Annotated in this window: 11 protein-coding genes; 4 read left to right on the top strand and 7 right to left on the bottom strand. The window is 36.6% G+C overall.

Going from position 1 to position 13,573, the window contains the following annotated elements:
* Nucleotides 1–39: 39 nt before the first annotated feature.
* Entirely contained in the window at nt 40–1,074 is a 1,035-nt protein-coding gene (locus AC6F8J_RS09485) for an NAD(P)-dependent oxidoreductase (protein ID WP_500722858.1), read from the bottom strand.
* A 401-nt stretch (nt 1,075–1,475) separates the two neighbouring features.
* Here AC6F8J_RS09485 and AC6F8J_RS09480 point away from each other — a divergent pair, with 401 nt between their 5' ends.
* The 3 genes from AC6F8J_RS09480 to AC6F8J_RS09470 all read left to right on the top strand — a co-directional run bounded on the left by AC6F8J_RS09480 (nt 1,476) and on the right by AC6F8J_RS09470 (nt 4,881).
* Nucleotides 1,476–2,921: a LuxR C-terminal-related transcriptional regulator gene (locus tag AC6F8J_RS09480; RefSeq protein WP_500722857.1), complete on the top strand. Its 1,446-nt coding sequence runs from the start codon at nt 1,476–1,478 to the stop codon at nt 2,919–2,921.
* 306 nt (nt 2,922–3,227) lie between these two features.
* Nucleotides 3,228–3,605 carry a hypothetical protein gene (locus tag AC6F8J_RS09475; protein ID WP_500722856.1) on the top strand — a complete coding sequence of 126 codons (378 nt, stop codon included), beginning with the start codon at nt 3,228–3,230 and terminating at the stop codon, nt 3,603–3,605.
* Nucleotides 3,606–3,624: 19 nt separating this feature from the next.
* Nucleotides 3,625–4,881, top strand: a complete 1,257-nt coding sequence (locus tag AC6F8J_RS09470) for an S-layer homology domain-containing protein (protein WP_500722854.1) — start codon at nt 3,625–3,627, stop codon at nt 4,879–4,881.
* 159 nt (nt 4,882–5,040) lie between these two features.
* On the opposite strand, the gene AC6F8J_RS09465 is transcribed toward AC6F8J_RS09470, so the two are convergent.
* Complete coding sequence (locus AC6F8J_RS09465) at nt 5,041–6,711, bottom strand: Na/Pi symporter (protein WP_500722853.1); 1,671 nt, start codon at nt 6,709–6,711, stop codon at nt 5,041–5,043.
* Nucleotides 6,712–6,937: 226 nt separating this feature from the next.
* Here AC6F8J_RS09465 and AC6F8J_RS09460 point away from each other — a divergent pair, with 226 nt between their 5' ends.
* Nucleotides 6,938–7,747: a histidinol-phosphatase HisJ family protein gene (locus tag AC6F8J_RS09460; protein ID WP_500722851.1), complete on the top strand. Its 810-nt coding sequence runs from the start codon at nt 6,938–6,940 to the stop codon at nt 7,745–7,747.
* An 86-nt stretch (nt 7,748–7,833) separates the two neighbouring features.
* On the opposite strand, the gene mnmA is transcribed toward AC6F8J_RS09460, so the two are convergent.
* The 5 genes from mnmA to fusA all read right to left on the bottom strand — a co-directional run bounded on the left by mnmA (nt 7,834) and on the right by fusA (nt 13,312).
* On the bottom strand, nt 7,834–8,925 hold the full coding sequence (gene mnmA / locus AC6F8J_RS09455) for a tRNA 2-thiouridine(34) synthase MnmA (protein WP_500722849.1): 1,092 nt from the start codon (nt 8,923–8,925) through the stop codon (nt 7,834–7,836).
* Between the two features lie 9 nt (nt 8,926–8,934).
* Complete coding sequence (gene nifU, locus AC6F8J_RS09450; protein ID WP_500722847.1) at nt 8,935–9,369, bottom strand: Fe-S cluster assembly scaffold protein NifU; 435 nt, start codon at nt 9,367–9,369, stop codon at nt 8,935–8,937.
* A 12-nt stretch (nt 9,370–9,381) separates the two neighbouring features.
* Entirely contained in the window at nt 9,382–10,575 is a 1,194-nt protein-coding gene (nifS, locus tag AC6F8J_RS09445; protein ID WP_500722846.1) for a cysteine desulfurase NifS, read from the bottom strand.
* Nucleotides 10,576–10,584: 9 nt separating this feature from the next.
* Nucleotides 10,585–11,025, bottom strand: a complete 441-nt coding sequence (locus AC6F8J_RS09440; RefSeq protein ID WP_500722844.1) for an Rrf2 family transcriptional regulator — start codon at nt 11,023–11,025, stop codon at nt 10,585–10,587.
* 211 nt (nt 11,026–11,236) lie between these two features.
* Nucleotides 11,237–13,312 carry an elongation factor G gene (gene fusA, locus AC6F8J_RS09435; protein ID WP_500722842.1) on the bottom strand — a complete coding sequence of 692 codons (2,076 nt, stop codon included), beginning with the start codon at nt 13,310–13,312 and terminating at the stop codon, nt 11,237–11,239.
* Nucleotides 13,313–13,573: the final 261 nt, after the last annotated feature.

Raw genomic sequence — 13,573 nt, 5'->3', positions numbered from 1 at the left:
TCCTTGAACTGTATGTGTTTTCATGGGATATATATTCTACTACCAACATCGACCGGTTTCTTTTTTATTGCACTTAGACGGACCTTCCGGGCATTGATAACATACTTCGTTCACTAATAACCTAGCTTCTTGGTATGCTTTTATGTTTTCTAGAGTTGTTTCCGCAATATTGCTTAATGCTTCTCTTGTCAAAAATGCTTGATGAGACGTCACAAGTACATTGCTAAACGATAAAAGCCGCGCAAGAATATCATCATCAATACTTTCAGATGAAAAGTCTTCAAAAAAGTATTCACTTTCTTCTTCATAGACGTCTAATCCTGCTGACCCGATTCTTTTTGATTTTAATCCATCAATAAGATGTTCTGTCTGAATAAGTGCGCCTCGAGAAGTATTAATAAGCATTACGCCTTCTTTCATTTGTTGTATTGCATGGTCATCAATCATATAATGTGTTTCTTTGGTTAAAGGGCAATGTAATGAAATAATATCCGATACTTGATAAAGACTTTCAAGTTCGACAAACTCAACACCTTCAATCTCTGATGGATACATATCATATGCAATCACCTTCATGCCCAGTCCCTTACAAATATCTATAAATATGCGTCCTATCTTTCCTGTTCCAATAACACCAACGGTTTTACCATGAAAATCAAATCCGGTTAAGCCGTTTATATTAAAGTTATTATCTCGTGTTCGTACATATGCTCTATGGGTTTTTCTGTTCAAAGAAAACATCAGTGCAATTGCGTGTTCTGCTACTGCATAAGGTGAATATGCCGGAACTCTTACAATATGCAATCTATTGTATGCCGCTTTAAAATCGACATGGTTATAGCCTGCGCATCGCAGCGCTAATAATTTTATACCCATATCCACTAAGGCATTAACAACCGATTCATTTAATGTGTCATTTACAAATGCACACGCAACATCTGTATGCGCTGCCAAAGCCACTGTATCTTCATTTAATTTTGATTCAAAATATTTAATCTTCATATCATATTGATCAATATATTGATCAAAGGATTGACGGTCGTAAGGCTTTGTATCAAAAAAAGCTATTCTCATATACACACTCCCTATCCAAATCTAGTAAATTTGTGCCTTTAGTATAATACAATTATATATCAAGAATTCGTAAACGTCGAGTAAGGTAGCATACAAATATCGTCTTTCTTCTGGTTAGTCCTTATTGTTCACACCCCAACTAGTATATACTCATATATTTGGTTAAGGCGTCAAAACTATATAGTTGAACTTTCACCTACCATATGTAGTTATGAATGTATCAACGTAATCTACATATGGTAGGCGAATTTAGTGAAACTTAGTTTTGACCCTTTAACCATATTTATAATATAATCAGAAGAACCATCCCTGAATACCTATAGTACCTGGAAATAATTCCTTGAAAATACTACGAAAAAATGGTAAAGTATCGAGTATATAATAAGTGAGGTGCTTATATCATGTTGAGTCAAACTAAAAATACTCCGACAGGAATAATGGATGAGAATACAACAAGGATAAAGCACATAATTTTCGTTGGCGGTTTTTCTTTGCCTTTTGCATATATATTGTCTTTTTTGTTTGAAGGGCGTGTGCTTTATAGTATCCTAAATCATTTTGAAATCTATTTTCCGGGATATGTTTTCGCTACAATTATGGCGCATTTTCTAGGGTTATTTGCATGTGGATGGTTTCTAAAATCTCAAGTAATTATACAAAGGGTGAGGTTTATTAGTATAATTATTTGTTTTTTTATGACGCTACCATTCTTCTTCTTACCTTCCGTTTTCTGGAGAATAGGACTTATCGTCAGTGGTTTTTCCAGCGGATGCTTAATGACAACTTTGGGCTATTATTTGAAGAAGTATATTTGGAAACAGCATCGATTAAAAATAGTAGCAGATATTTTGATTTGTTCTAATTTATTGATGATTATTATCTATTGTGTGGATTTATATGTGTCATCATTTGTGGGACTCATCCTTTCCTTATTGTGCCTATTAGGGGGAATGGTTTTTTTGTGTTTATTGATTCGCGAACCTCAATTCATTGTCGAAGAGGCGTCGAAAACTGTAAGTACATATGGTGTAACACAACCACTTCAAATATTATTTGTCTTTGTTATTATTATTACGATTAATTCCGGGCTGATGTACCAAGTCATTAATCCGCAGTTTAATCATTTGCCAGATATAGTAACGCTGTATTGGGCTATACCGTATATTATCGCCTTAGCTATTATGCGTTATTTACCATCTGATGCAAAACGTTCACCTTTTCTATATATCGCTCTAATTATGTTGATGAGTGCTTTTGTAGGTTTTATCCTTTTGGAACACAATGTAACCGGATATTTGATTATAAATACATTAATGTTAGGAAGTTTTGGTGTATTTGATTTGTTCTGGTGGAGTGTATTGGGTGAAATGCTTGAATATACGACGAACCCTTCAAAAGTCTTTGGCATTGGCTTATCTGCAAATGTTTTAGGTGTATTAGTTGGTGGTGCTCTTGGATTTTTAGCTAATCAACATGAATTTTCGAAAACAGAAATCACAGTGCTCGCCTTAGTCGTCTTGTGTATTACAACACTTCTATTGCCAGTGCTAAACCGACAATTAGTTTTATTGTTAAAAAGTCATACGTACCTTGAAGCCTATAATCAAATGGCTGAATTTCAGCAAACAAAAATGATTCAAGAAACGATAGGAATCGAGATGCTGACCAATCGTGAGAAAGAAGTATTGGAACAAATTTTGTCCGGAAAGACAAATCATATGATTGCTCAAAAACTTTCAATTACTGAAAGTACCGTAAAAACGCATGCAGGTAATATCTATTCAAAATACGAAGTTAGTACACGTGCAGAGTTAATTAGCACACTATGGCTTGGACGTCAAAGTTAAGTTGTAAAACATTATAACACTTGGTTAATGGGTCAAAACTAAGTTTCACTAAATTCATATACCATATATAGATTACGTTGATACATTCGTAACTATATATGGTATATGAAAGTTCAACTATATAGTTTTGACGCCTTAACCAACACTTGCAATAATTTCCGTATATGGCTAATATATTCGCTTTTTTAAAGCTTCATACTTTAGTATGAGGCTTTTTTTCTTGAATTCATACTTATTTCCGATGTGCAATCGGGCCAAAGGGGCTATACTATGTCCACATATAGCATAGAAAGGAGGAAACAATCAATGGGAGTTATGTTTGTGCTTGGAGGATTAGTGATACTTTGCTTTGCTATGATATTGTATCAACAAAAAAATCATGATAAGCAACTGATTACAGATAATCCAATACTAACCATTCCAACACAAACTTCTTCAAAAGCAGTCATCATTTCTACATTCGGCGTGCTTTCTGAACATAAATGCTATAGGTGGGGATATAAGGGGGTCAAGCTCATATCCGTTGTGTTGGACAAAGAAAAAATATATTTAAGTTTTGGTAAAGGCGAACATGTCAAACATGTAAGTTTTTATCATGAGATGGTTCGTGAAAATGATTTAAAAGAAGTATGTCAACAGTTTTTATATGAAACAGGAGTTGTTGTTAACATTGAAAACAATTAAAATTAAGGAGATGAAGCAAGTGAAAAAAACGATTCAAGTAATGTTAATGGTGATGATTCTAATAATAGGGAGCATCGGAATGGGAACGCCTATAGAATCACAAGTAGAAAATGCATGGGTATTGGTTCGTGTGATTGATCATCCAAATAATGAAGGATGGAAATCGGCAAATGCTCATGAATCCTATGATAATCAGGTAACATATAACCAAAGTAATTTTTCGGTAAAATCAACATATATAGGTGACTCTCAAGGAACAAAGGTTAAGGGCGAAGGTGTAAGACTATCGGCAGTTTTCAGTGGTGCCCCGGAGATTATCTATAAAGGTCAAGAAGTGTCACTTACATTGAATCTTCAAGCATCGGAAAATACTCTTTCATTTTTTACCTTTAGTGCATTTGCTTCAGCAGACTTTTATCCAAAGGTTGATATTGCACCAGGTATGGGAGTTGGAACTCGATTTGTAGATACGGATAAAAATAGTAGTTGGACGATTGGTGGTTCTTATGATTCAACAAGCTATAATCCAATTCGAAAAACAATAAAAGCTACAGCACCTACCGGAAGCAATACAGGTGATCAAATCGTCTTGCGACAATCTTTTTACCGTGGCGTTTCCATGAGCACGTACTATGTATATGAATGGAAAGCCCCAGGTGGAGGCAGTCCGAGTATCCCATCGAGTAATCAAACATCCGCATTCAGTGATTTACCAACAAGCCATTGGGCTTATGAAAATATCATGGAAATGGTGGAGCTTGGAATTTTAGATGGATATGCGGATGGGTCCTTTCAACCGAACAAAACAATATCAAGGGCTGAGTTTGCTAAAATACTTGTATTGTCGCTTCAATTGCCTGCGACGAACCCTATTACCTCAGCATTTTCAGATGTACCACCCAATCACTGGGCTTATCAAGTTGTGGAATCGTCAAAGAACTATTTGACGGGTTATAGAAACAGTTCAGGCATTATGAGCTTCGAACCCAATGCAGTGGCCGTTCGTGAAGATGTAGCAGTAGCTATTGTAAAGGCAAAAGGATTAGCAAATTCAAGAGCAAATTTGAACTATTTAAATCAGTTTTCAGATCAAAGTCAAATATCAACTGCACTACGTAATCATATAGCTATAGCGGTTGAACAAGAATATATGAAAGGAACAAACAGAGGATTTGAACCGCAGAAAGCATTAACGCGAGCAGAAGCATGCGCACTATTGTCTCGATTGATTAATCGAAGTCAATTTGAAGGTAGAGAGAAAGTTCCCTATAATTAATTGATCCATTAAGAAAAAAGTCAATATAGCTCATAAGAGTTATGTTGACTTTTTTGTTCATATTGACCATAGTGACCAGAGATTTAGCTGTGTTGATTTCATTTGATTGAAACTGTTAATGAACTTGACAAAAGTTAGTTAAAACTCCGCTTCAAATTATTATATAATTTCATCTTTAACATAATAGGCCAAATTCAATGCATGATCTGTAATTCTTTCAAGATTACTGATGGAGTCTAAAAAGACAACGCCAGTTGTAGAATCACAAACATTTTTACCAAGCCTTTTAATGTGCTGACCTCTTAAGTGTTCTTCCATAACGTCCATTTCTTCTTCGTTGGATTCAACCATTTTTACCAAATCCGCATTGTCATCTCTTCTCGCCTCAATTGCTATGCGTATGGTATCTAGTGCCAATTTTGAAATTACTTTGAATTCCTCTTCTGCTTCATCTGAGAATTTCAACTCATTTTCAACATAATACTTAGCTAAGTCGGCAATATTTTCAGCATGATCACCAACACGTTCTATATCATTAACCGAATGGAACAGATTTGTTATTACAAGATTTTGATGTTCATTTAAAACGGTATTGCTGATTTTTACCAAATAATCCGTAATTAGTTTTTCTAGTTTATTGATTTTCTTTTCATTACTTAGGACTTCAGCTATCTTCTTAGTATCCTTTTCAAGTAACGATTCTATTGCCAGTTGTGTGTTACTCACCGCTAAATCACCCATTCGTGCCACTTCCTTGATTGCATTTTCTACGGCAAAAGTAGGGGTTTCTAATATCCTTTCATCTAGGTGCCTAAGAGCAAGCTCTTCTTCATCTTCCACAAAACGATCAACACCAGGAACGATTCGCTCAGCGATTGCTGCCAACTGTGTTGCAAAAGGAAATAACATGGCTGTGTTGGTCACATTAAAAAATGTGTGGAAAATAGAAATCTGCGTCATGGTAATAATTGTATGTCCATGGGTCATATCAAAGAATTTAAAATAAATATATGTTCCCACCGTAAATACAACTGTTCCAAAAACATTAAACAATAAATGGACATAGGCCGCTCGTTTAGCGGTCTTACTAGCACCTATACTAGACAGCATTGCTGTAAAGGTTGTTCCAATATTTTGACCAAGAACAATGTAAATAGCTGCGCTAAAAGGAATAATGCCTGTTGCCGCCAGCGTCTGAAGAATACCCACAGATGCGGAACTGCTTTGAATAATTGCTGTCACTACCGCTCCGGCAAAAACAGCTAGAATTGGATTTTTACCAAGAACAATGAATGCATCTTTAAACATTTGAGAGTCTCTATAAGGTGTTATGCCTGACTTCATCAACTCCAAGCCAATAAAAATCAGTGAAAAACCAACTAGAATCTCACCAATCTGCTTCTTTTTTTTATCTTTAGAAAAAAATAATACACTAGCGCCAAGTCCCATAATTAATGGGGCAATCTTCTCAGGCTTGAAAAACACCATCCATTCCGCACTTGAGACAATCCAAGAAGTAATGGTTGTACCGATGTTGGCACCCATAATAACACCGGTTGCCTGTACCAGATTCATTAGGCCTGCATTTACAAATCCGATCACCATAACCGTACTGGCTGAACTACTCTGAACAATAGCCGTTACAAGTGCGCCAACAATAACACCGACGAAGCGGTTATTGGTCAATGCCCCAAGTAGGTTTTTCATTTTATTTCCGGCTGTTTTTTGCAAACCATCTGCCATGATATGCATGCCGTACAAGAACATGCCAAATCCGCCAAATAGTGCGAAAATATTAAAAAGTGCGTTTTGAAATCCAACCCAGTCCATTGCAATATCCTCCTAAATCAAAACCATTGATACGTTATCATAATCAATATCATCTTTTTGTAAAATAAATATTATATTCTCGTAAATAACCAAGACTATATTACCATGTAACTTAGGCATAAAACAAGTGATTTATGAATTCCCTTAATTTTTGTTTATATGCCACGAATTCTATGTTAAAATTAATTCATATTTGGTTAAGGCGTCAAAACTAAGGAGAATCTATATGATACGTTCAGATTTACATAACCATACCTATTTTTCGTTTGACAGTCAGGCCTCAATGTCGGATATGATTGAGGCTGCTAGAAAAAAAGGCTTAAGTACCATGGCCTTTACTGACCATCATGATATCGATTTTAATTACGAAGGCATATCCGGTGAGCTAGATGTTCTTAACTACATAAAAGCCATAGATAAAATAAGAACTGGATTGACCGATGACTTTAATCTGTTGACAGGAATCGAGTTTGGAATAGAAAGGCATTTACATGAATCTTTACGTCAATTGGCCAGGTGTCATGCTTTTGATTTCATCATTAGTTCCACACATTTAGCAAAAGGTAAAGATCCTTATGAATCCACTTATTTTGATGGTATAACTCGAAATGAAGGCTATTTCAGCATCTTCGAAGATACCCTCTTTAATGTTCAGCATTTTGATGACTTTGATGCTTTAGGTCATCTCGATTATGTCATTAGGTACTGGCGCAAAGATGATTATAAAAAATATAACTATGCTGACTTTTCTGATGTATTAGATGCAATCTTGACCACTTTGATTCGTAAAGACAAGGCCCTTGAGGTCAATACCAGTGGTTATGTTTATAAATTAAATCAACCCCATCCAAGTTATGAAGTTCTAAAAAGATACCATCAGCTTGGTGGAGAATTGCTTACCATCGGATCGGATGCCCATAGACTAGAGAATGTGGCTACCTCTTTTGATTTGGTTGAAAAGCATCTCAAAGACATTGGATTCAGATCCTATACTCTATTCCAAAAAAGGGTGCCTAAACAAATTGGCTTTAATTAGGTCTTCTGCTCCTTTTGTGACAATAAAAAACACCAATAAATCATTGATTTTATAATCAATGATTTATTGGTGTTTTTTATTTATTATCATTCATTTAGAGCTCGAATGATGGTCCCTCCACCCACAACAAGCTCTCCGTCATAGAGAACCACCGCTTGTCCTGGGGTAATCGCTCTTTGAGCATCTTCAAATCTCACTTCCATCAAGTCATCATCAACCATCTTAACATGACAACCGGCAGGTTTATGGCTGTATCTGATTTTTGCTGTAAAAAACTTTTCGCCTTCCAGTTTCTCAAATGGCATAAAGTTCAATTGGTTGGCTAGTAAGGAAAAAGCAAAGGTATCCTTATTATCGCCAATAACCACTTCCTGTGTATCCGGTCTAATTGCTGTTACAAATCCCGGTTTTCCGAGGCTTAATCCAAGCCCCTTCCTTTGACCTATCGTATAATGAACAATGCCTTTGTGGCATCCTAAAATATTACCGTTTTCATCAACAAAGTTACCTTTTAGGGGTTTCTCTCCAGTGTAGGTTTCAAGAAATTTTCCATAGTCACCATCCGGTACAAAACATATGTCTTGACTGTCCGGTTTATTGGCAATTCTTAGATTGATTTTTTCTGCTATTATCCGAACTGTATCCTTATCATAATCTCCAACTGGCATCAAAGTCTTACTTAGCTGATCCTGTGTTAGGTTATATAAAGCATAAGTCTGGTCTTTTTTTATGGTTACGGATTGTTTTAAAGCGTATCTGCCATTATCCAGCTTAACTACCTTTGCATAGTGACCTGTAGCAATATAATCAGCGCCAATATTCATGCTTCGTGTTAACAAAGATTCCCATTTCACTTTTCGGTTACAAGCAATACAGGGGTTTGGTGTCTTGCCTTCTCTATAAGATGTAACAAAATAATCAATAACTTCACGGTTAAACTCTTCCTTAAAATTCATAACATAATAGGGTATACCTAATGACTGGGCTACCCTTCTGGCATCTTCTACTGCCGTGAGGCCACAACATCCACCTTCTTCTTCTTCAATGTCTCTTTCTTCTTTTTGCCATATTTGCATGGTGACACCGATAACATTATAACCTGCTTCTTTTAATAGGTAGGCTGCCACAGATGAATCCACACCTCCGGACATCCCTACTACAACTGTTTTAGTATTCATAATATTCCTCTAGAATTCTTCTTCTTCTTCTTCGTGCTCTTCAAAAGGCTTAGGTTCTTTTAATCCCTCTATAACAATACCGTTTTTCTTCGCATAATCCCACAGTGCTGCTTGGAGTGCTTCTTCTGCAAGAAGTGAACAATGCACTTTAGCTCTAGGAAGACCATCTAGTGCCTCCATAACCGCTTTATTGGTCACTTCCATAGCTTCAATAACTGTCTTTCCTTTTACCAATTCTGTTGCCATAGAGCTGGTGGCTACTGCAGCACCACATCCAAAAGTTTTAAACTTAACATCCTGTATCACATCATCTTTAATATCCAAGTAGATTCTCATAATATCGCCACATTTTGCGTTACCAACTGTACCTACGCCTGAAGGATTATCTATTTCACCCATATTTCTAGGGTTTTGAAAATGATCCATTACTTTTTTAGTATACATAACATTACACCTCTATCTTTCATTTTTACCTTGATTTTTTATGAAGTCCTCATATAACGGTGACATTTCCCTTAATCTTGCAACGATGACGATTAAAGATTCAACCAAATAGTCCATCTCTTCTTTCGTATTCTGCTCACCAAGACTAATCCTTAAAGAGCCATGGGCGATTTCATGAGGTAGGCCTATGCCCAATAATACATGAGAAGGATCTAACGATCCCGAAGTGCAAGCCGACCCACTAGATGCACATATATCTTTCATATCTAACATGATTAGCAAGGATTCACCTTCGATAAATTCAAAACTAAAATTAACATTATTGGGAAGTCTCTTAGACCTATGTCCATTTAATATACAATGAGGTATTTTTTCTAGTACTTGTTCGATTAAGTAATCCCTAAGTTCTGCCTGTCTTTTGCTTTCGTCTTCCATAGATGTTACCGCTAATTCGATTGCTTTTCCAAAACCTACAATAGCGGGTACATTTTCAGTGCCTCCACGACGTTTCTTTTCTTGTCCTCCGCCGTGGATATAAGACTTTAACTTTATACCTTTTCTGACATATAAGGCGCCAACACCTTTAGGACCGTATAACTTGTGGCCACTTATACTTAACAGATCAATATGCATCGCATTTACATCTATGGGTATATGACCAACGGCTTGTACCGCATCTGTATGAAAAAGAACACCTGCTGCTTTAGCAATAGCACCTAATTCTTCTATGGGTTGAATTGTACCAACCTCATTGTTGGCTAGCATAATTGTTATCAATATGGTCGAATCCTTTATAGCCTCTTTGAGGTCATTAGGATTAACCAATCCATCTTTATCCACTTCCAGATATGTCACTTCATAGCCATTTTTTTCTAGGTACTCACAGGTATGAAGGACAGCGTGGTGTTCAATCGTTGTTGTGATGATGTGATTCCCTTTGGCCTTATAGCTTTCTGCTATACCTAAAATTGCCCAGTTGTCTGATTCAGTACCGCCGCTGGTGAAGAAAATCTCTCTCTCGTTGGCACCAATAGCTTTTGCTACTGATTCTCGAGCCTCTTCAATGGCTTCCTTGTTTTGCCCTGAGAATTCATAAATACTTGATGGGTTACCAAATTTTTCAGTAAAATACGGTAGCATCACTCCCACCACTTCCGGTTTGGTAGGTGTTGTTGCTGCATGATCTAAATAGATTTTCTTGTTCATAACTTTCTCCTATCTGCTCGACTGAGATTTATCTATTTCAACTTGTTCATTCACAAGATCTTGAAGACTAATATTGTCCACTACATCGTTAATGCTGTCACTGATACGTTTCCATACAAATTTTGTTACACATAAACTTGATTCCATACACACTTTTTCATCATTAATCAATGAACAATCTACCGGATTCAAGTCCCCCTCAAGGGCTCTTAAAATATTTCCTACAGAAATCTGGTCCGGTTTTTTTGTAAGCATGTAACCACCTTGAGCACCTCTTGTACTTTTAACATAACCTGCTTTTTTAAGAAGCGCTATGATTCTCTCCAGATAATTTTCTGATATTTCCTGACGTTCTGATATGCTTTTGATGGACACCTGATTTTCCTTTGAATGTATGGCAAGATCAATCATGGCTCTAAGTCCATATCTTCCTTTTGTTGAGAGTTTCACTACATCACCTCATAATTCCTACTAAATGACTCGGATATGATTCTATGTAAGATTATCATGTCCATTGATACTTTGTCAATACTTTGACATGTATTTTTCAAGAACATATCCAACTTATTTGGTCGGATATGAAAAATGCACAAAAAAACAGACCATACCTTCGCCGGGTACAGCCTGTTGAATTATTTCTATATATAGAATTATAATGATTTTACTTATCTTGAGCTCGGTCTTCGATAACTTTCATTTGTATCTCTGCCGGTGCCTCATCGTATCGTTCAAAGTTCAAAGTAAACATACCTCTACCTTGCGTCATAGATCTTAAATCCGTTGAGTAACCATACATTTCACCCATTGGGACTTCAGCCATAACTTCCTGTTTACCTTTTACAGGATTCATGCCCATGACACGCCCCCTTCTCTTATTCAGGTCACCAATAATGTCTCCCATATAATCATCCGGCACAACAACTCGAACACTGGCAATCGGCTCTAATATGATTGGTTTGCAGACTTTCATTGCTTCTTTGAACGCTGCAATCGTTGCCATCTTAAAAGCCATCTCTGATGAATCAACAGGGTGATACGAGCCATCTACAAGTGTTGCCTTCACACCTACAACCTTATATCCTGCTAATGCACCACGATCTACAGATTCAATCAAGCCTTTTTCTACTGCTGGGAAATAGTTCTTAGGTACAGAACCTCCGACAATCTTTTCCTCAAAAACAAATGGCTTTTCACGGTCACCTGAAGGTTCAAACTCCATGACCACATCACCATATTGGCCATGACCTCCTGATTGTTTCTTATGTCTTCCTCTTACTTGACCCTTTGCTTTTATTGTTTCCCGATATGGAATTCTAGGTTTGACCAACTCAATCTCAACCTTGAACTTATCCAATAACTTACTCTTTATAATCTCCAAATGTTGCCCACCGACACCATACAATAGTTCCTGATGGTTCTCCGTATCCAGAAAGATGTTGATGGTTGGGTCTTCTTCCATTAATTTATGGATTCCGGATGTCATCTTCTCTTCTTCACCTTTTTTGATTGGAAGAACCGCTCTATATGCTAATGATTCTGGGAATGTGATGCCAGGTAGTTTGACTGGCTTAGCAGGATCACACAAAGTATCCCCTGTACTCACGTCTGTCATCTTAGCAAAGGCCCCAATATCACCCGCATGAATCTCATCTACTTCAAACTGTTCTCTACCTCTTAATACATAGATGTGGTTTGCTTTTTCCTTCTGTTCCTTATTGAGATTCAACAATTGCATGTCTTTCTTTATGATGCCTGAATAAACTCTAAATAGAGATAACTTTCCTACATAAGGGTCAATAATCGTCTTGAACACAAGAGCTGTTGCCTCATGATTAATATCACAAAAGACTTCCACTTCTTCACCGGTATCCGGATTCTCACCATAAACACTTGTGTGTTCTTCTCTAGGAGAGGGCATATATTTTACTAAAGAATCCATCAAGACTGTGACACCTGTGTTATTTATTCCTGAACCACACAATACAGGTATGATTGACCCATCTATTACACCATTATGTAAAGCATTTTGAATTTCCTCAAGTGTAAATGCTTCACCTTCAAAATATTTTTCCATTAAAGCTTCGTCACTTTCTGCAACAGCCTCTAAGATCATTTCTCTAACCTCATTGACTTCATCCATTAAGTCTTCTGGTATATCACAAGGCTCTACATGATCTTTTACAAATTTTCTGCCTTCCATTTTTATAATGTTAACAAATCCAACAAAATGTTCATCTTCTTTAATCGGAACTTGAAACGGTGCAATCGATTTGCCAAAAATATCTTTTAATTGGTTCAGCACCTTGCTTAAATCTGCATTATCATCGTCCATATCTGTCACAAATACAATTTTGGGTATTTCCATTTCTTCTGTGTATTCAAAAGCCTTTTCCGTCCCCACTTCAACACCTGATCTGCCTGAGACTACAACAATGGCACTATCGGCTACACGTGTGGCTTGCTTTGCTTCACCGACAAAATCGAAATATCCAGGTGCATCCAATAAATTAAGTTTGCACTCCTTCCATTCAATAGGTATACAAGAAGTACTAATCGAAAAGCCTCTTTTGATCTCTTCTTTATCAAAATCGCTAATCGTACTGCCTTCTTCCACTTTTCCTTGTCGTTTAACAATGCCATCCACATGGGCCATAGCTTCCACCAGTGTAGTCTTACCGCTTCCTCCATGGCCTAATAATACAATGTTTCGAATCTGTTCGGACTTATAAATCTTCATCGTATGTCCCCCAATCTTAAGTTAGTATTTTGAAACCTTAGCGCTATCACTCATATTATCTGACTAGATATGACCACTTATACAGAACGTCACAGTATATGTCCTATATTACGAGAAATTGCTGATACCTCTAGTATTCTACATTATTCATCTATTTCCTTCAAAGAATTTTATTTTATTAAAGTTTTTTTATGCAAGTTAACCAAAACCTTAACTCTATCCATCTTATAATATGCTACATTCTTCTTTTTTGTCACTCAC

Source organism: Petrocella sp. (genome assembly GCF_059865615.1).
This window is presented reverse-complemented; position numbering and strand designations above follow the sequence as displayed.

Excerpts from the sequence above, each read along its gene's own strand:
- nifU (WP_500722847.1), bottom strand. The coding sequence starts at position 9,369 with ATGTATACTAAAAAAGTAATGGATCATTTTCAAAACCCTAGAAATATG.
- AC6F8J_RS09475 (WP_500722856.1), top strand. The coding sequence starts at position 3,228 with ATGGGAGTTATGTTTGTGCTTGGAGGATTAGTGATACTTTGCTTTGCT.
- AC6F8J_RS09465 (WP_500722853.1), bottom strand. The coding sequence starts at position 6,711 with ATGGACTGGGTTGGATTTCAAAACGCACTTTTTAATATTTTCGCACTA.
- AC6F8J_RS09485 (WP_500722858.1), bottom strand. The coding sequence starts at position 1,074 with ATGAGAATAGCTTTTTTTGATACAAAGCCTTACGACCGTCAATCCTTT.
- mnmA (WP_500722849.1), bottom strand. The coding sequence starts at position 8,925 with ATGAATACTAAAACAGTTGTAGTAGGGATGTCCGGAGGTGTGGATTCA.
- fusA (WP_500722842.1), bottom strand. The coding sequence starts at position 13,312 with ATGAAGATTTATAAGTCCGAACAGATTCGAAACATTGTATTATTAGGC.
- AC6F8J_RS09480 (WP_500722857.1), top strand. The coding sequence starts at position 1,476 with ATGTTGAGTCAAACTAAAAATACTCCGACAGGAATAATGGATGAGAAT.
- nifS (WP_500722846.1), bottom strand. The coding sequence starts at position 10,575 with ATGAACAAGAAAATCTATTTAGATCATGCAGCAACAACACCTACCAAA.
- AC6F8J_RS09460 (WP_500722851.1), top strand. The coding sequence starts at position 6,938 with ATGATACGTTCAGATTTACATAACCATACCTATTTTTCGTTTGACAGT.